This window comes from Rhodoferax sp. BAB1, assembly GCF_013334205.1.
Taxonomy (GTDB): domain Bacteria; phylum Pseudomonadota; class Gammaproteobacteria; order Burkholderiales; family Burkholderiaceae_C; genus Hylemonella.
On the sequence record NZ_CP054424.1, the window covers coordinates 3,344,019 to 3,361,682 of the forward strand.

Annotated in this window: 19 protein-coding genes; 1 reads left to right on the forward strand and 18 read right to left on the reverse strand. The window is 65.6% G+C overall.

Annotated elements, in window-relative coordinates; translation table 11 throughout:
- Positions 1–36 precede the first annotated feature (36 nt).
- The 12 genes from HTY51_RS16200 to mnmG form a co-directional block, all read right to left on the reverse strand.
- Positions 37–762: an OmpA family protein gene (locus HTY51_RS16200; protein ID WP_174253692.1), complete on the reverse strand. Its 726-nt coding sequence runs from the start codon at positions 760–762 to the stop codon at positions 37–39.
- Positions 763–895: 133 nt separating this feature from the next.
- A complete protein-coding gene (locus tag HTY51_RS16205) occupies positions 896–1,294 on the reverse strand; it encodes a hypothetical protein (RefSeq protein ID WP_174253693.1) in 399 nt (132 codons plus the stop codon).
- Between the two features lie 94 nt (positions 1,295–1,388).
- Positions 1,389–2,075, reverse strand: a complete 687-nt coding sequence (locus tag HTY51_RS16210) for a cupin domain-containing protein (protein WP_174253694.1) — start codon at positions 2,073–2,075, stop codon at positions 1,389–1,391.
- A 67-nt stretch (positions 2,076–2,142) separates the two neighbouring features.
- A complete protein-coding gene (locus HTY51_RS16215; protein WP_174253695.1) occupies positions 2,143–2,985 on the reverse strand; it encodes a DMT family transporter in 843 nt (280 codons plus the stop codon).
- Positions 2,982–3,869: a DUF4238 domain-containing protein gene (locus HTY51_RS16220; protein WP_174253696.1), complete on the reverse strand. Its 888-nt coding sequence runs from the start codon at positions 3,867–3,869 to the stop codon at positions 2,982–2,984. Before HTY51_RS16220 ends, HTY51_RS16215 begins: the two co-directional genes overlap by 4 nt.
- A 23-nt stretch (positions 3,870–3,892) precedes the next feature.
- Positions 3,893–4,627 (reverse strand): trans-aconitate 2-methyltransferase, encoded by a 735-nt coding sequence (locus HTY51_RS16225; protein WP_174253697.1) that lies wholly within the window; start codon positions 4,625–4,627, stop codon positions 3,893–3,895.
- A gap of 15 nt (positions 4,628–4,642) precedes the next feature.
- Positions 4,643–5,590 (reverse strand): ParB/RepB/Spo0J family partition protein, encoded by a 948-nt coding sequence (locus tag HTY51_RS16230; protein WP_057674275.1) that lies wholly within the window; start codon positions 5,588–5,590, stop codon positions 4,643–4,645.
- A gap of 19 nt (positions 5,591–5,609) precedes the next feature.
- Complete coding sequence (locus HTY51_RS16235; protein ID WP_174253698.1) at positions 5,610–6,170, reverse strand: alpha/beta hydrolase; 561 nt, start codon at positions 6,168–6,170, stop codon at positions 5,610–5,612.
- Between the two features lie 33 nt (positions 6,171–6,203).
- Positions 6,204–6,989: a ParA family protein gene (locus HTY51_RS16240; protein WP_174253699.1), complete on the reverse strand. Its 786-nt coding sequence runs from the start codon at positions 6,987–6,989 to the stop codon at positions 6,204–6,206.
- 27 nt (positions 6,990–7,016) lie between these two features.
- On the reverse strand, positions 7,017–7,631 hold the full coding sequence (locus HTY51_RS16245; RefSeq protein ID WP_174253700.1) for a LysE family translocator: 615 nt from the start codon (positions 7,629–7,631) through the stop codon (positions 7,017–7,019).
- Positions 7,632–8,257: 626 nt separating this feature from the next.
- On the reverse strand, positions 8,258–8,923 hold the full coding sequence (gene rsmG / locus HTY51_RS16250) for a 16S rRNA (guanine(527)-N(7))-methyltransferase RsmG (protein WP_174253701.1): 666 nt from the start codon (positions 8,921–8,923) through the stop codon (positions 8,258–8,260).
- Positions 8,920–10,887 carry a tRNA uridine-5-carboxymethylaminomethyl(34) synthesis enzyme MnmG gene (mnmG, locus tag HTY51_RS16255; protein WP_174253702.1) on the reverse strand — a complete coding sequence of 656 codons (1,968 nt, stop codon included), beginning with the start codon at positions 10,885–10,887 and terminating at the stop codon, positions 8,920–8,922. Before mnmG ends, rsmG begins: the two co-directional genes overlap by 4 nt.
- A 159-nt stretch (positions 10,888–11,046) precedes the next feature.
- Here mnmG and HTY51_RS16260 point away from each other — a divergent pair, with 159 nt between their 5' ends.
- A complete protein-coding gene (locus HTY51_RS16260; protein ID WP_174253703.1) occupies positions 11,047–11,304 on the forward strand; it encodes a YkgJ family cysteine cluster protein in 258 nt (85 codons plus the stop codon).
- Between the two features lie 65 nt (positions 11,305–11,369).
- Here HTY51_RS16260 and HTY51_RS16265 read toward each other — a convergent pair whose 3' ends face one another.
- The 6 genes from HTY51_RS16265 to HTY51_RS16290 all read right to left on the reverse strand — a co-directional run bounded on the left by HTY51_RS16265 (position 11,370) and on the right by HTY51_RS16290 (position 17,652).
- Complete coding sequence (locus HTY51_RS16265) at positions 11,370–12,824, reverse strand: aldehyde dehydrogenase (RefSeq protein ID WP_174253704.1); 1,455 nt, start codon at positions 12,822–12,824, stop codon at positions 11,370–11,372.
- A 27-nt stretch (positions 12,825–12,851) separates the two neighbouring features.
- Positions 12,852–13,661 carry an ABC transporter ATP-binding protein gene (locus HTY51_RS16270; protein WP_174253705.1) on the reverse strand — a complete coding sequence of 270 codons (810 nt, stop codon included), beginning with the start codon at positions 13,659–13,661 and terminating at the stop codon, positions 12,852–12,854.
- Entirely contained in the window at positions 13,658–14,464 is an 807-nt protein-coding gene (locus HTY51_RS16275) for an ABC transporter ATP-binding protein (RefSeq protein WP_254606910.1), read from the reverse strand. Before HTY51_RS16275 ends, HTY51_RS16270 begins: the two co-directional genes overlap by 4 nt.
- A complete protein-coding gene (locus HTY51_RS16280) occupies positions 14,457–15,485 on the reverse strand; it encodes a branched-chain amino acid ABC transporter permease (protein WP_174253706.1) in 1,029 nt (342 codons plus the stop codon). Before HTY51_RS16280 ends, HTY51_RS16275 begins: the two co-directional genes overlap by 8 nt.
- The gene (locus tag HTY51_RS16285; protein WP_174253707.1) at positions 15,482–16,372 is read right to left on the reverse strand and encodes a branched-chain amino acid ABC transporter permease; all 891 of its coding nucleotides are present in this window, start codon (positions 16,370–16,372) and stop codon (positions 15,482–15,484) included. Before HTY51_RS16285 ends, HTY51_RS16280 begins: the two co-directional genes overlap by 4 nt.
- Before the next feature lie 89 nt (positions 16,373–16,461).
- Positions 16,462–17,652 carry an amino acid ABC transporter substrate-binding protein gene (locus HTY51_RS16290; protein ID WP_174253708.1) on the reverse strand — a complete coding sequence of 397 codons (1,191 nt, stop codon included), beginning with the start codon at positions 17,650–17,652 and terminating at the stop codon, positions 16,462–16,464.
- Positions 17,653–17,664 lie beyond the last annotated feature (12 nt).

The window sequence follows — 17,664 nt, forward strand, 5'->3', positions numbered from 1 at the left end:
GGCCGCAGCCCGCCTTTTTTGACTTGCGTACAGCGCTTACTGCGTCACGCGCACCCGGGTCTCTTCCTTCACCGTGTAACGCACTTCCACGCGACGGTTCTTGGCGCGACCCTCGGCCGTGGTGTTGTCGGCCACCGGATCGGCGGCCCCCTTGCCATCGGTGGTGATGCGGCTGGCCGCCACACCCTTGCCCACCAGATAGGCCTTGACGGCATCGGCGCGGGCCTGCGAAAGCCGCACGTTGGACTGCGCATTGCCCTGGCTGTCGGTGTAACCGGTGACGGTCAGGCCGGCCTCCGGGTACTGCCTGGCGGCGTTGACCACCTCGTCCAGCTTGGGGCCGGCGCCCGGCAGCAGGCGGCTGGAGCCGGTGGCAAAGCTGGCGCCTTCCAGGCGCACGGCCTTGTCGACCATTTGCGTGCGGAATACGGGGGCCGGAGCGGCAACAGGTGCCGGGGCCGGGGCCGGCGCCACCACGGGAGCCGGGGCGGGCGCGGCTGCAACCGCCACAGGCGCGGGGGCCGGCGCAGGAGCGGGAGCGACTGCCTTGGCCGTCACGCCGCCTTCGCACTCGGGGATGGCCAGTTCCGGCGTCCAGGAGCCGCTGCGCCAGCACAGGCCGAAACCGCTGCGCACGACGATGCCATTGCTGTCCCCCCAGTAGCCGGGGTTGGCGCGCACGTTCTGCGCCTGCAGGGAAGCGCTGGCCCCCAGCAGGGCGATGGCGGCGACGATCAGGGTGGTCTTCTTGCGTGTGTTCATGGTGAGTCCTTTCGGTGATGGTGGCCGCGACAGGCGACGACTCTTTCAGTCTAGTCAGGATAGGCGCCGCCGCCTTGATGCAAAACAGTGTTCGTGGGGCCTGTCCCCAGATATTCTCAGAATGAAACAGCGCTCAGGGCAGTTGCTCGCGCAGGCAGGCCCAGAGCGGCAGGGGGCCATAGATGCGGTAGGAACCCGCCGTGCCGTCGCTCACGTAAAGATACGCCACCCGCCCGCGCTCCTGCACATGCAGGCGATACGCCAGGCCGTCGCGGCGCTGGGTGTTCGGCGCGTACTCCACGGCATACAGCGCCCGGATGCCCAGCTGCCGGTCGCCCGGTTTCAACTCGGAGGCCCGCTGGCGCAGGCGGTCCATGCAGGGGTCGGTGAAAAAGGACTGCTGCAGAACCTGCATTTCCTTCTCGATCTGCGCCTCCGTGGCCGGCGGCGGTGGCGGCAGACGGGTGCCCGGGCCGGCGCAGCCCACCAGCAGCGCGGCCAGGGCGACCAACATGTACGGTGTCTTGCGCATCACTAAGGCTCCCGGTGCGTGAGCCTGCTTTATCGCGGAGCGGCGCCGCCCTGTCAATCAGCGCATTGGCCGCACAGCCACCACCGCACCGGCTTTACGGCGACGGCTGCGCCATCTCGGGCACCGGCTCCAGCAGATGCCCGGTCTTGACCATGATGGTGCAGCCCTCGACGCTGAAGGGCCGGTGCGCGCTCAGGTGGGGGCTGCGCAGCCAGCTGCCGGCCGGGTAGCGCCCGTGCTCGTCTTCGAACACGCCGTCAACGACAAAGATCTCCTCGCCGCCGTAATGCCGGTGCGGGTTGAACTGCGTGCCCGGCGCCCAGCGCACCAGCGCCGTGTGGGTGGTGCCGAACTCGGCCAGCGGCAGCACCGTGAGACCCTCCACCAGCCCCTGGTACCAGGCCGCGCGTGTTGCGTCCACCACCACCCGCGCCTGGTCCGCGGGGTGCTGGTAACGCAATTTGACGAACAGCGTGCAGCCCGTGGCCGAGGCCGGGGCATGGGCCGAGCCGGGCGGGTTCTTCAGGTAGGTGCCGGGGCCGTAGTCGCCGGTCTCGTCGCTGAACACGCCCTCCAGCACCAGGATCTCTTCGCCCAGCTCGTGGGTGTGGCGGGGGAATTGTGAGCCGGGCGCGTAACGCACGATGGAGGTGGCGCGCGCCACCTCTTCGCCCTGGCGCTCCAGCAGCTTGCGTTGCACGCCGGCCGCGGGCGCGTCGACCCAGGGCAAGTCAGCGCTGTGCAGCACCACGCGTTGGGTGTAATCGGTATTCAGTTGCATGGGCACGCATGGTAGAGACAAGGCGCCCGGCTGTCCGGCCGCCTTGTCTATGCCCCTACGGGTGTCTTCAGCTGGGGCGGCGGATCACCAGCGCAATGCCACCCAGGATGGCGAGGGACGCCAGCAGCAGCCGCAGCGTGAGCGGCTCGCCCAGCCAGAGGATGCCGCCTACCGCCGCGATCACCGGCACGCTGAGCTGCAGCGTGGCCGCACTCGTGGCCTTGAGGTGCGGCAGCGCGGTGTACCAGATGGCGTAGCCGATGCCGGAGGTCAGCGCGCCGGAGGCAACGGCATAGAGTGCGCCCGCCGTGTCCATCTGCGCGCTCTGGAGAAAAGCGAAACTCATGAGCAATGCCACCGGCACCGTGCGCACGAAGTTGCCCGCCGTCACGCGTAGCGCATCGCCCGCGCCCTTGCCGCGCAAGGAATAGACGGCCCAGGCCAGGCCGGCAGTAATCATCAGCAAAGCCGCGCCGAGCGGTGGCGCCGACAAGCCCGGCAGCAGCAGACCCCCCAGCCCCGCAAGCGCCAGGGCCAGGCCGATCCACTGCACGGGCTTGAAACGCTCGCCCTTCACCAGCCCCCAGCCGATCATGCCGGTCTGCACCGCGCCGAAGAGCAGCAAGGCGCCGGTGCCGGCGGGCAGGCTGACGTAGGCAAAGGAGAAGGCCGCCGCGTAGGCGAACAGCGCTAACGCGGAAGGCCAGCTGCCGCGGCCGGTGACGCCACGGCGGGTGAACTGCACCAGCAGCCAGAGCGTCAACGCGCCCGAGATCATGCGGATGGTGGTGAAGCTGGCGGCGTCAATGGGGGTGTGCTGCAGGGCGGCGCGGCACAGCAGGGAGTTGCCGGCGAAGGCGAGCAGGGCTAAGGCAACCCAGACCGGGTATCGAGCAGAGATAGCGGTCATTTGTTGATGCAACGTTCTAAGACAGCTTGGCTGTTTGCCACTATTAGCCGCGACGAAAGCTGCATCATTTTCCAGTTGAAGTTGTTCACGACCTCGTGGCTCCAGACTTCTCCGCGTGTGATCGGTATATGACCATCTACGTGCTTTGCATCTGGTAGCTCCGTTAGTCGCGATTCAGTTGCGGCCTGCCTGTGTTCCGGATGTCGCATTAAAAGTACGTGTTGAGAACTGATTGGATAGAACACCATTGTTCCAATCAAACCTATCCCAGCCTCTGCTGGCGGAGGTATCGACGCGTTATAGAACGACACGGGACTATCTGTTGCAATAAAGGCCGCACCATCCTCAGCGGTAAAAATCTCCCACTCCATCCGTGCAAACCAGGGAGTGAGGTTGCCAATCATCATCCGCATGTAATCAAAGCGAGCCGCGTCTTTGATCGTCAATTTCACCGTTCCCGATGTGATTGCCTCAACTGCCGAGTCAGGTAGCGAGTTCAGGAGTGCTGCGCGCATCAGTGTCTTTGCCACCTCTGCTTGTCTTGGCACGCGGACCCTCTGCAACTCCAAGAACGTCAGGAGGTTGGCTAGGTCGCCTTCTGTCAGCAGCTCTGGAGCTTCAATGAGTTTTCCAATGACCCCTTTGGCTTCTGGTTCCAACCATTCGCCGAGCTTTGCCTCCAGTATGTTGGGATCTATTCCTACCGGTGCCCACTGCTGTCGATAGTAGGCATTAATTTTCATTACCTCCTTTGGGCGCTGCCGGCGAAAAGTATTCGTGGTTCGGTCAAAAACATGGAGAAAACCCTTGGCATCGGCAAACCGCTCTAAATACGAGCGGGGCACGTAATGATGCTGCTTTGCTTGGTTGAGAGGCCTATCCATTTTGTGGTTCTGACCTGCGCTATTCAAAGAGGTACTTTGTACACCCATACCGGCTTCCCCTGCGCCCCCTCCAGCCTGGCCACCGGCGTTTGCCCCACCGCCTCGAACTCCAGACTCACCAGCCAGGCCCCGGGCTTGAGTTCCGCCCTCGCCTTCGCTATGGCCCGCGGCATGCTCTCGGGCCGCTGGAAGAGATAGACCAAGTCGTAGCTGGACCAGTCGGCCCGCCAGATATCGCCCCGCTCCACCTGCGCCCAGGGGCAACGACGCGCGCAGAGCCAGGCCAGCGGCCGGCTCCATTCAATACCGTGCAGTTCGGCCAAAGGATAGGCCTGTCTCAAAGCATCGAGGCCGTGGCCCAGGCCGCAACCGGCGTCGAGCACCTTGGCACCCGGCTCCAGCGGCGCGACACCGGGCAGTTCGTTCAAGGCATCAACCGGCGTGGGGAACAGCGGCGCGTCACGCCAGGCGTTGAGCGGGTAGATCAGTGCGAGCAGGGCCAGCGGCAGCAGCCAGCCCCAGGCCGGCAGGCTCAGGCCGCCGGCCAGCAGGAGCGAAAGCGGGTAACCGAAACCGATGAAGAGGCGGCGCCACCAGCTGCTCCCCAGCAGGCTGAGGAACACACTGAGCAGCGTGGAGGCAGCGAGTGCATCCGTGGTGCCGAGGCCGGCACGCAGCAGCAGGGAGAGCACCAACCAGCACAGGCCCCAGCTCAACAGGGCCGGCAGCGGCCAGGGTAATTTGGCGAGCAAAGTCATTCGCTCGCCTTTGCATTAATTGCCGTTGCCACCGCTGCGGCGCAGCCGGTCGATCAGGCCGTTGAGCTCATCCAGCGAGCCGAACTGGATGCTGAGCTCGCCCATCTCTTCCACGCGGCCGTGGCGCTTGACGCGTTTTTTCACACGCACTTCCACCTCGGCGGTGAGCAGGTCCGACAGCTCTTCTTCCACGCGCTTGAGGTCGCGTGATTTTTCCTTGCCGGGTTTCTGCGGCGTGAGCGAGAACTCGGCGCTGAGTTTCTTGACCAGGTTCTCGGCCTCGCGCACTGACATCTTCTTCGCGGTGATCTGGTTGGCGGCGGTGATCTGCGTGGCGCGGTCCAGCGAGAGCAGGGCACGCGCGTGGCCCATGTCGATGTCGCCGGCCATCAGCAGGGTCTGCACCGGCTCGGCCAGGTTCAAGAGGCGCAGCAGGTTGCTGGCAGCACTGCGCGAGCGGCCCACGGCCTGTGCGGCCTGTTCGTGCGTGAGGCCGAATTCGCGGATCAGGCGCTGCAGGCCATGCGCTTCTTCCAACGGGTTGAGGTCTTCACGCTGGATGTTCTCGATGAGGGCCATGGCGGCGGCGGACTCGTTGGGCACGTCGCGCACCAGCACGGGCACGCTGTCCAGGCCCGCGAGTTTGGCGGCGCGGAAGCGGCGCTCGCCGGCAATGATTTCGTGCTTGCCGGCGTTGGGGCCGTCGGTGAGCTTGCGCACCAGGATGGGCTGCATGATGCCCTGGGCCTTGATGGACTCGGCGAGTTCATACAAGGCGCCTTCGTCCATGCGCGTGCGCGGCTGGTACATGCCGGCCACCATCTCGTCGAGCTTGAGGCTGCCGGTGCTCTGGCCTTCGCGCGCCTCGTTCATGGCGGCCACTTCGGCGCGGGTGTCATCGACCTTGGGGCCCAGCAGGGCTTCGAGTCCGCGGCCGAGGCCCTTGGGTTTCTTGGTGACCATATCGTTCTACTCTCTGTTATCAGTTCGCTGTGTTCAATTCCTGGATGGCCATCAGGCGCTCCAGCAGGGCGTGGCCCCGGGGCCAGTCGCCCAGCTTCGAATCGGCATTGAGGTGGCCGGCATCACCGGCGTCCACGAATTCGGAACCCCAGTCTTGCGCCAGACCCTGGGCCATGTCGAAAGGGCAGCGGTCGTCGTTGCGGCTGGCGACCAGGATGCTCTTGAAAGGCAGGACCTTGCGGGCTATGGGCCACCAGCTGGGCAGCATGGCGCGGGTCTCTTCGCGCGCCACGTCGCCGGGCGCCACCAGCAGCGCGCCCTTGACGCGGTGCACGTTGCGCGAGTGCGCAGCCCAGGCCGCGACCAGGATGACACCCAGGCTGTGCGCCACCAGCACGGCCGGCTCGGGGCACAAGAGCACGGCCTCTTCGAGCTGCATCTGCCAGTCGCCGCGCATGGGACGCTCCCAGTCGTGCTGCTGCACACGCGTGTAGCCGTACGCGGCCTCCCAGCGGCTCTGCCAGTGGCCCGGGCCGGAGTTGTGCCAGCCCGGCAGGATGAGAACGCTGGAGGCTTGCATGCTATTGTTTTTGTAGCTGACGAGGCCGGTCGATCACATCTTCTGGATGCGGTCGACCATCTCCTGCGCGAAGCTCACGAAGGACTGCGCGCCCTTGGAGGCCGGGTCGAACACCACGCCGGGCACACCGTAGCTGGGCGCTTCGGCCAGGCGCACATTGCGCGGGATGACGGCGTCGAACACCTTGTCGCCGAAGTGGGCCTTGAGCTGGTCGCTCACCTGGGCTTGCAGGGTGATGCGCGGATCGAACATGACACGCAGCAGGCCGATGATCTGCAGGTCGGGATTGAGGTTGGCATGCACCTGCTTGATGGTGTTGACCAGATCGGTCAGGCCTTCGAGCGCGAAGTACTCACACTGCATGGGCACGATGACGCCGTGCGCGCTGCACAGGCCGTTGAGGGTGAGCATGGAGAGCGAGGGCGGGCAGTCGATGAGCACGAAGTCGTACTCGTCGCTGACCTTGGCCAGGGCTTCCTTGAGGCGCCGTTCGCGGCGCTCCACATCGACCAGTTCCACCTCGGCACCGGCGAGTTCGCGGTTGGCGCCCAGGATGTCGTAGCTGCAGCCGCCTTCGATGAGCTTGTCGCTTTTCACGCGAGCTTCGGCGATGGTGGCCGATTCGAGCAGCACGTCGTAGAGGGTGAGTTTGAGCTGGCGTTTGTCCACCCCCGAACCCATGGTGGCGTTGCCCTGGGGGTCCAGATCCACCATGAGCACACGCTGCCCCACCTTGGCCAGACCTGCCGCGAGGTTGACGGTCGTTGTCGTCTTGCCCACGCCACCCTTCTGGTTGGCCACGCAGAAAATTTTCGCCATCAGGTCGTCCCTTTTATATATGTGAGATCAGCGGGTGAAAGCAAGACGCAAGCCGAAGCCGATCAGGCAGAGGCCGGCAATTTTCTCCAGCACGCGGCCGAACAGCGGGTTGGCGCGCAGACGGTCGGCGAGATAGTGCGTGAGCAGGGTCATGCCCAGACCGTAGAGAAAAGTGAGAAAGGCGATCGTCACGGCCATGAAGCCAAAGGTGAACAGGCCCTGGTGCGTGGCCGGGTCGACGAAAAGCGGGAAGAAGGCCAAGTAGAACATGATGGCCTTGGGGTTGAGCAGGGTGATGACCATGGCCTGGCGCAGGTAATGGCCGGCCTTGATGTTGAGCACCGGCGCCGCGCCGGGTTTGGCCAGCAGCATCTGCACACCGAGGAAAGCGAGGTAGGCCGCCCCGCCCCACTGCAGCAGATTGAAGGCCGTCGGGTAGGCGATCAGCAAGGCGGCGACGCCGGCCACCGCCGCCCACATCAACACCTGGTCACCGAGGATGACCCCCAGGGTCGCGGCCAGCCCGCCGCGCACCCCGCCCTTGCTGGTAGAGGTGATCAGCGCCAGATTGCCGGGGCCCGGGATCAGCAGAAAAATGATGACGGTGACGACAAAAGCGCCGTAGTCGGCTACGCCAAACATGGGGGGATGGGGTCTTGAATGGGGAGGCTTGGGGAAGGGTTGAGTGTACGGCAGCTTTTTGGGGGTTCTGGCTTGGGGGAGTGCTGGTTTGCCCTGCTTTTGTTTCACGTGAAACGTTTCCTGGCAAGGAGCGCTTTGCCTGCGGCGCTTTTGTAGCCCCCCACTCATCCCCCCGCCCTTCTCTACCCCCGCCGGGGTAGAGAAGGGAGCCTGGATTTGATGGTTGGTTTTCTGGTTACGCTTCTATGGAGCGGGGCGCCGCCGCTGCCTTTGGTTCGCCTGGATTTCTGGGCTGCAGTCGTAGTAAACGGTTCGGAAGTAGCTAGCCACTAACGGTGGTTGGCTGCGCCAACCTGCCGTTTTCGAGTCCAGAAGGCGGGCCGCGCGCACCGCTCTTTTCTCGTCGCTGGCGCGCAGCCGCCAGCCAGAGCCGCACTGACCCAGCACCGTTTACTACGACCAGCTCCGAGAAATGTGGGCGCCCAAACCACGGCGGCGGCCTCACCCCGTAGAAGCGTAGCCGGCGCGCAATTCCAAAATCGGGCTCCCCCTTCCCGCCCCGGCGGGGGTGGGAAGGGGGCTGGGGGGATAGGGGGGGAAGAAGAAGCGCTGGCGCAGCCAGAACCTCAGGAGCCAGAAAGCCGCATCCAAACAATGCACCGCTCAGCATCCAGCCCCGGAACCGCCAGCTGTTCCACGTGAAACACCTGCACCCCGGCCGGGAGCGCCGCCAGCTCCTCCACCGGATCCTTCCCCTTCATCGCCATCCAGACCCCCGCCGGCGCCAGGGCCGAACGGGACCAGGACGTGAAGTCCACCAGGGAAGCAAACGCCCGGGAACTCACCACGTCGTAATGGTCGTCCAGGTTTTCCACCCGGGCGTGCAGGCCCTTGAGGTTGGAAAGTTTCAGGGTCAAGGCGGCCTGCTGGATGAAGGTGGCTTTTTTGGCCACGGTGTCCACACAGCTCACCGCGATGTCCGGGCAGCAGATGGCGATGACCACGCCAGGCAGGCCGGCGCCGGAACCCACGTCCAGCAGGCGGAAGCCCTGCCCGTCCGCCGGCTGGCGGCCGGCCAGTTGCTGCCGCAGCGGGCGGATGACAGCCAGGCTGTCCAGCAGGTGGTGGGTCAGCATCTCGGCCGGGTCACGCACGGCCGTCAGGTTGTAGACCTTGGTCCACTTCTGGATCAGGGCCAGGTAGTCCAGCAGCTGGGTGATCTGGGTCTCGGACAGGTCGAGGCCGAGTTCGGCCACGCCCTGTTTCAGGGTTGTCAGGAGATCGAGGCTCATGCCGCCTCGGCCACTTCGGTCTTGGCGAAGCCGCGGAAGCCGCCCTTTTTCAGGTGGATCATCAGCAGGGAAATGCTGGCGGGCGTGATGCCGGAGATGCGACTGGCCTGGCCCAGGGTTTCCGGGCGGTGCTTTTGCAGCTTCTGTCGGGCCTCGATGGACAGGGCGGAAACCGCCATGTAGTCCAGGTCGGCCGGGAGTTTGAGGTTTTCGTAATGGGCGGCGCGCTCCACTTCGTCCTTCTGGCGGTCGATGTAGCCGGAATACTTGGCGGCGATTTCCAGCTGCTCGACCACGGGCTCGGCCAGCTCACCCAGGGTTTCACGTGAAACATCGGGGTTGGCGTACTTGCCGCCGTCCAGGGACATCAGCCCGGCGTAACTCACATCGGGCCGGCGCAGCAGGTCGAACAGGTGGTACTCGCGCTCGATGGTGGTGCCCAGCACCCGCTCGGCTTCGGCCGCGGACAGGATGCGGGGGTTGACCCAGGTGGCTTTCAGGCGCTCTGTTTCACGTGAAACAGCATCGCGCTTGCGGCAGAAAGCGTCCCAGCGGGCGTCATCCACCAGGCCCAGCTGGCGACCGGTTTCGGTCAGGCGCAGGTCTGCGTTGTCTTCGCGCAGCTGCAGGCGGAACTCGGCCCGGCTGGTGAACATGCGGTAGGGCTCGGTCACGCCCTGGGTGGTCAGGTCGTCGACCAGCACGCCCAGGTAGGCTTCGTCGCGGCCCGGTTGCCAGGCTTCCGTGCCCCGGCACTGCAGCGCGGCGTTGATGCCGGCGAACAGGCCCTGGGCCGCGGCCTCTTCGTAGCCGGTGGTGCCGTTGATCTGGCCGGCGAAGAACAGGCCGTTGATTTGTTTGGTTTCGAAGCTGCCCTTGAGCGAGCGCGGATCGAAATAGTCGTACTCGATGGCGTAACCCGGGCGCAGGATGTGGGCGTTCTCCAGACCCTTCATGCTGCGCACAAGGTCGTACTGAATGTCGAAGGGCAGGCTGGTGGAGATGCCGTTGGGGTAGTACTCGTTGGTCGTCAGGCCTTCGGGCTCCAGGAAGATCTGGTGGCTGTCCTTGTCGGCAAAGCGGTTGATCTTGTCTTCGACGCTGGGGCAGTAGCGCGGACCCACGCCCTCGATCTTGCCGGTGAACATGGGGCTGCGGTCGAAACCGGAGCGGATGATCTCGTGGGTGCGCTCGTTGGTGTGGGTGATCCAGCAGGGCATCTGCGCCGGATGCATGGACGCCTTGCCCATGAAGCTGAACACCGGCACGCCCTGCCCTTCGTTCAAACCACCGGGCACACCGTCACCCGGTTGTTCGGTGCATTGCGAAAAGTCGATGCTACGGCCGTCGATGCGCGGCGGGGTGCCGGTCTTCAGGCGACCCTGCGGCAGCTTGAGTTCTTTCAGCCGTGCCGACAGGCTGACGGCCGGCGGGTCGCCGGCGCGGCCGGCGGCGTAATTGTTCAGGCCGACATGGATCTTGCCGTCCAGGAAAGTACCGGCGGTCAGTACCACGGTGCGGCTGCGGAACTTGATGCCCACCTGGGTGACGGCGCCGACCACCCGGTCGCCCTCCACCATCAGGTCGTCCACGGCCTGCTGGAAGAGCCAGAGGTTGGGCTGGTTTTCCAGGCGGCGGCGGATGGCGGCCTTATAAAGAATGCGGTCGGCCTGGGCGCGGGTGGCGCGCACGGCCGGACCCTTGGAGCTGTTGAGGATGCGGAACTGGATGCCGCCCTCATCGGTGGCGATGGCCATGGCGCCGCCCAGTGCGTCCACCTCTTTCACGAGGTGGCCCTTGCCGATGCCACCGATGGAGGGGTTGCAGCTCATCTGGCCCAGGGTCTCGATGTTGTGCGTCAGCAGCAGGGTGCGCGCGCCCATGCGCGCAGACGCCAGCGCGGCTTCCGTGCCTGCATGGCCGCCGCCAACGACGATGACATCGAATTCTTGTGGGTAAAGCATGGAAAATCCGGGAAAGTGAGCGCGTCCTGCGCCGGCGGCCAGCCCCCAGCGGGGCACCGAAGCCCTGATTTTAGCCGCTCCCGCCGATTTTGGCGACAATAAGGGCTATTGTCCGCATCCAGCGGCCCTCTTCAGCTACAGATTCAATAGCACTACCGCATGGATTGCCGCCCCGGCTGCGCTGCCTGCTGCATCGCCCCCTCGATTTCCAGCCCCATCCCCGGCATGCCCCGGGGCAAACCGGCCGGTGTGCGTTGCGTGCAGCTGGATGCGGCGGGCCGCTGCCTGATCTTCGGCCGGCCCGAACGGCCGGCGGTCTGCGCCAGCCTGGCGCCCTCACCCGGCATGTGCGGCGACTCGGCCGAGCAGGCCCTGCTCTATCTGCAGAAGCTGGAAAAAGAAACCGCGCCGACCTGAGACAGGCGGGCGCGGTCGAGGCGAAGAAACTTCTTGTTGTTCTTCGGTCTTGTTCTTCTTGGATCTCAGAAGGGGTAGTGGCGCGGCGTGGTCTGCATGGTGATCCAGCGCAGCTCGGTGAACTCGTTGATGCCGGCCTTGCCGCCGAAACGGCCGATGCCCGAACCCTTGACACCGCCGAAGGGCATCTGGGCTTCGTCGTGCACGGTGGGGCCGTTGACGTGGCAGATGCCGGAATCGATGCGACGCGCCACGTTGAAGGCACGGGCGATGTCACCACCGAAGACCGCGGCCGACAGGCCATACTCGTTGTCGTTGGCGCAGGCCACGGCTTCTTCCACGCCGTTGACGCGCACGATGGGCTTGACGGGGCCGAAGCTCTCCTCGTGGTAGATCTTCATGGCCGGGGTGACGTGGTCCAGCACGGTGGCCGGCATCAGCGTGCTGGTGGCCTTGCCGCCGCACAAGAGCTTGGCGCCCTTGGCCAGCGCGTCGTCGATCAAGGCATTGCAATGCTCGACCGTGTTCATGCCGATCACCGAGCCCAGCACCACCGGCTCGGGCTTGCGCGGGTCGCCCAGCGGCAGGGCCTTGGCCTTCTCGACGAACTTCTTGACGAAGGCGTCGGCGATCTTGTTGTCCACGATGATGCGCTCGGTGCTCATGCAGATCTGGCCGCTGTTGGCGAAACAGCCAAAGGCCGCGCCGTTGACGGCGTCGTCGATGTCGGCGTCATCGAGGATGACCATGGGGGCCTTGCCGCCCAGCTCCAGCACCACGGGCTTGAGGTATTTGGCGCAGGTCATGGCGATGATCTTGCCCACCTTGGTGGAGCCGGTGAAGTTCACACGGCGCACAGCCGGGTGGGCCACCATGGCCTCCACCACGGCACCGGCGTCGGCCGGGGCATTGGTGATGTAGTTCACCACGCCGGGCGGAAAGCCGGCGTCCTGGAAGGCCTCGATGATGAGCTGGTGGGTGCGCGGGCAGTTCTCCGAGCCCTTCATCACCACGGTGTTGCCGCAGGCCAGCGGCACGCAGATGGCGCGCGTGCCCAGGATGACGGGTGCATTCCACGGGGCGATGCCCAGCACCACGCCGGCGGGCTGGCGCACGGCCATGGCCAGCGAACCCGGGATATCCGAGGGAATCACCTCGCCGGCCACCTGGGTGGTCAGCGCGGCGGCCTCGCGGATCATGCCGGCGGCCAGGAAAACGTTGAAGCCGGCCCAGCTGCCTGCGGCGCCGGTCTCGGCGGCCACGGCCTCGATGAACTGCGGCGTTTTCGCTTCCAGCGCGTCGGCGGCTTTCAGCAGCAGCATGCGGCGCTCGCTGGGGCCGGTCTGGCTCCAGGTCTTGAAGGCTTCGGCCGCGGCCTCGACGGCCATCACGGCATCGGCCGGGGACGCAGCGGGGGCACGCGAAGCCACGCTGCCATCGAGCGGGTTGCGGCGCTCGAAAGTGGCGCCGCGCTCGGCCGTGACTTTCAGGCCGTTGATGAGCATGGACATGTCGGACATGGTTTTCTCCTTGACTAGATCGGTTCGTTAAACGGTGGTGATGGTCTTGCGGCGACGCGACACGGCATCGGCCGCACTGGTCTGATCGGCGGCATCGGCACCCAGATAGGCTTCGCGCACGACGTTGGAACGCTCCAGCAGGCGCGCCGGGCCACTGGCCACCAGCGTGCCGCGCTCCAGCACGTAACCGCGGTCGGCCACGGCCAGTGCCTTCTTGACGTTCTGCTCCACCATGAGCACGGTGGTACCGCCGTCGGCGATGCGGCGGGCGATGGCCAGCAGCTCGTCGACCATGCGCGGCGCCAGGCCCAGCGAGGGTTCGTCCAGCATGAGCAGGCGCGGCGCGCTCATCATGGCGCGCGCCACCGCAACCATCTGCTGCTCGCCACCGCTCATGGTGCCGGCCAGCTGGTGGATGCGTTCGCGCAGCTTGGGGAAGTCGCCCAGCACCTGCTCCATGCGGCGCGCGCGCTCGGCCTTCGGGCACAACCAGCCGCCCAGTTCCAGGTTTTCCAGCACGCTCATCTGCGGAAACAGCTGGCGGCCCTCGGCCACCAGGGTCACGCCGCTTTTGACGATCTCATGCGTTTTCTCCGCCAGGTCATCGCCGTCGAGCAGCACCATGCCGCTGCGCGGGATCAGGCCCATCAAGGCTTTCAGCAGCGTGGTCTTGCCAGCGCCGTTGGGGCCGAGGATCACGGTCAGGCCGGGCTTCACTTCAAAGCGCAGGTCCCGCAGCACGAGAAAGGCACCGTAACCGGCGCTCAGGCCGCGCACCTGCAGGTGGGCGTGCTTTTCGTCTCCCAGCACGAAGGGGGTATCGCGGTACCACATCATGCGGCCACCTCCTCGTCTTCGGTCGAAGGCTCGGCCATCTCGTCGCCCAGATAGGCTTCGATGACCTCGGGGTTGCGCACCACGTTGCGCGGGGTGTCGTCGGCAATCTTGCGGCCCTGGTGCAGCACGATGACGCGCTCCACATGGCGCAGCAATGTGGTCACAGCGTGCTCGATCCAGATCACGGTCAGGTCCAGCTCGTCGCGCAGGCGGCGGATCAGGCGGGCCATCTCCTCGATCTCGGCCTCGGTCAGGCCGGCGGCCACTTCGTCGAGCAGCAAGAGCCTGGGCCGCGTGGCCAGCGCCATGCCGATCTCCAGCAGGCGCTGCTGCGAGGGCGTGATGGCGGCGGCCGGCAGCTCAGCCTGTGGGGCCAGGCCGATCAGCTGCAGGATGCTGATGGCGTCGCGCAACGCCCAGGGCACGCCCACCTCGTCGCCCCAGAAGACGTACTTGCGGCGGCGCTTGCCGGCGAACTTGAGACCGAACTCGATATTGGCGACCACCGGCATGTCCGGAAACACTCGCGGCGTCTGGAAGGTGCGCGCCACGCCGTTGGCGGCAAAACGATGCGGCCCGCGGCCGGTCAGATTGCGCCCGTTGCAGACGAGCCGGCCCGAGGTCGGGACCAGCACACCCGAGATGGCGTTGAAGAAGGTGGTCTTGCCGGCGCCGTTGGGGCCGATGATGCCCACCAGTTCGCCGGGTGCAAAGTTGGCGCTGACGGCATCCACGGCCACCAGGCCGCCGAAGCGCACGGTCACGTTGTGCGCCTCCAGCAAGGGTACAACTTGCTCAGACAAAATGGCTCTCCTTCTCGCGGCGCTTGAGGCGCTGCTTCTCACGTTCCTTCTCGCCCGACAGTTCGCGCTTGAGATCCTTGGCCCAGTCGCGGCTGTCGGTCCACCAGCCCTTGAAAGTGGCCCAGCGCAGCGAGGCCAGGCCACCCGGCAGGTAGAGCACGCACAGGATGAGCAGCAGGCCCAGCGACATCAGGTAGATCTGCGGAAACTGCAGGCGCAGCGATTCGGCCAGCACGCTGAAGATGATGGCGGCGATCAGCGGCCCCCACAGCGTGAGCACGCCACCGATCAGGGTGATCAGCACGGTCTGGAAACCGATGAAGGGATTGAAGACCGTGTGCGGGTCGATATAGGTCCAGCGCACCGCCATGGCCGCCCCCACGGCGCCGGCAAAGGCAGCCGTGATGGAAAAACCGGCGATCTTGACCACACGCGTGTTGACCCCCAGGGTCTGGGCCCGCTGCTCGTCGGCACCGATGCCCATCAAGGCCAGGCCGAAACGCGTGCGCCGCACCACGATGGACACCGCCACCGAGAGCAGGGCCAGGGCCAGCATGGTCAGGTAGATGGTGTCGCGCTCGGGCACCACGGTCAGCACCCGGCCCACGGTGCCGGTGACCGACTTCTCGAAGTAGGTCACGGCGTGCAGGATGAGCTCGGTCATGCCGAAGGTCAGCACGGCGAAGTAGGTGCCGCGCAGGTGCAGCACGGCCGCGCCCATGACGATGGCCACAAGGACGGCAATGCCCGCGCCAATGGCAATGGTCTCGACCCAGCTGAACTGCCCCAGCAGGATGGCCGTGCTGTAGGCGCCGATGCCGAAGAAGGCCGAGGTGGCCAGGGACAGGTAACGCGTGCTGCCGCAGAACAGGCCCCAGCTGGAGGACAAGGCCACGTACATCAGGCAGGTCAGCGCCATGGAAACGACGAACTCGCTGGCGTAGGACGGCAGGGCCAGGGCCCAGCCGGCAAAGGCCAGCAGCACCAGCAGGTCGCGGATGAGGAATTGACGGGAATTCATGCCTTGCGTCCTTTACGGGCAAACAGACCTTCGGGGCGCAGCAGGAGCACGGCGATGAACACTGCGTAGGACAGCAGGGCCTTGAGCGAGGGGTTGGTGAAGTGCATGCCCAGGGCCTCGATCACACCCAGGAAGAGGCCGCCGAGCAGCGCGCCGCTCATGCTGCCGAAGCCGCCCAGAGTGATGACGATCAGCGCCGTCACGGTATAGGGCTGGCCCATGTAGGGGGTGATGGTGTAGGCCATGGACAGGAGCGCGCCGGCGATGCCCGAGAGGCCCAGGCCGATTCCGAACATCAACGGATGCAGGCGTTTGGTATCGATGCCCATGAGCTGCGCGCCGATGGGCGACTGCATCAGGGCGCGCACGCCCTTGCCCAGCAACGTCATGCGCAAGAGCACGATGAGCGCACCGGAGAACAGCTGGGCCAGGAAAAAGACCAGCAGCTTGTTGGCGGCGAACTGCACCTCGCCGAACTTCACGGGTTCGGTCAGGTAGTCGTAACCGCGCAGGTCCCCGCCCCAGAGCCAGGACACGGCGTTCTGCACCAGGAACATGAGGCCAAAGGCGACCATAAGGCCACGCGCCTCGAAGACGTCGAGATTGGGCGAGGTAGCGGTCAGGCGACGGAAGCACAGGAAGTGCAGCACCACACCGAGCACCATCAGCACCAGGAAGGCCACCGGTACCATGAGCAGCGGCGAGATGCCGAACTGGGTCTGGACCAGCCAGGTCAGGTAGGCGCCCACCATGAGGAACTCCCCGTGGGCGATGTTGAGGATGCGCATCAGGCCGTACTGGAGGTTGAGCCCCAGGGCGACCAGCGCGTAGATGCCACCGGTGATCAGACCGGAGGCAATCAGTTCTAGCCAGGCAGTGAATGACATATTAAGAAGGTTCCGCCCACCCCTGCCTGAGCAGAAGCGGGCGGAAAAAGGGAACAAGGACGGGTCAGAGACCCGTCACGGGAAAGAAATCACCACGCCGGTTTCGGGGCCAGCTTGGCGGTGGCAACCTTGGCCGGCCACACCACCTCGAACTCGCCCTTCTGCCACTGGCCCACGGTGCCCGGGGTGCCCACGTTTTCGCTGCCGACGAACTTGATGTCGCCGATGATGGTCTTGTGGGTGGTGTTGGCCACGTAGTCGCGGATGGCCTTGCGGTCCAGGCCGTGCGCCTTGACGGCGTTGGTCAGGATCTCCAGGCCGGCCCAGGTGGCGCCGCTGGCCCAGCGATCCGGCTCCTTGCCGCCGAACTTCTTGGTATGCGCATCGAAGTAGGCCTTGGCACCGGGGCTGGTCTTGCCGTTCCAGGAACCCATGCCCAGCACGCCCTCGGCGCCGGCCGGTGTCATGACGTTGCGGTAGAGCTGGAAAGCCGTGCCCACCGAAGCGTAGAAGTACTTCGGATTGAAACCAATCTCCTTGGCCTGCTTGCTGGCCAGGATGGTGTCCGGCGGGTAGGTGAAACCGACAAAGGCGTCGGGGTTCTTGTCCTTCATGGAACGCAGCACGGGCGACAGGTCCTTGACGCCGCCCGGGTAGCTCTTGTCTTCCACCATGCTGATGCCGGTGCCCTGCAGCGCCACCTTGAGCGCGGCGTAGTTCTCCAGGCCGAAGAGGTCGTCCACGTAGATGACGGCGATGGTCTTGACGCCGTTGGCCTTGAGCATGTCGACCAGGGCCTCGCACATGGGCTTGGGCTGCTGCAGCAGGAGGAAGAAGTAGGGCAGCTTCATCTCGATCAGGCGCTTGGACAAGGCCGTAGGCGCCAGGAAGGGATAACCGAAGCGGTTGGCCAGCGGGGCCACCGCGAAGTTGGCGTTGCTGCCCCAGGGCGGCAGCACCAGGTCGACCTTGTCGGAGCCCATGAGCTTTTCGTAGGAGCGCACGCAGGTCTCGATGTCGCTGCGGTCGTCGGAGCTGATCAGCTCGATCGGGCGCTTCTCGCCCTTGACGTTCAGGCCGCCGGCGGCGTTCTGCTGCTCGGCCCACAGCAGGTAGTTGGGCTCCTGGCTGACCTGGGCACCGCCGGTCCAGGGGCCGGTACGGGCCATGGCATAACCCACGCGCACCGGCGCGGCAGCAAACAGGTGCGGGGCAAAGGTGGCAGCGCCGACGGCGGCAGCCGTGCCTTTGAGCAGGGTACGTTTTGTCTGTTGAACCATTGTTGTCTCCAG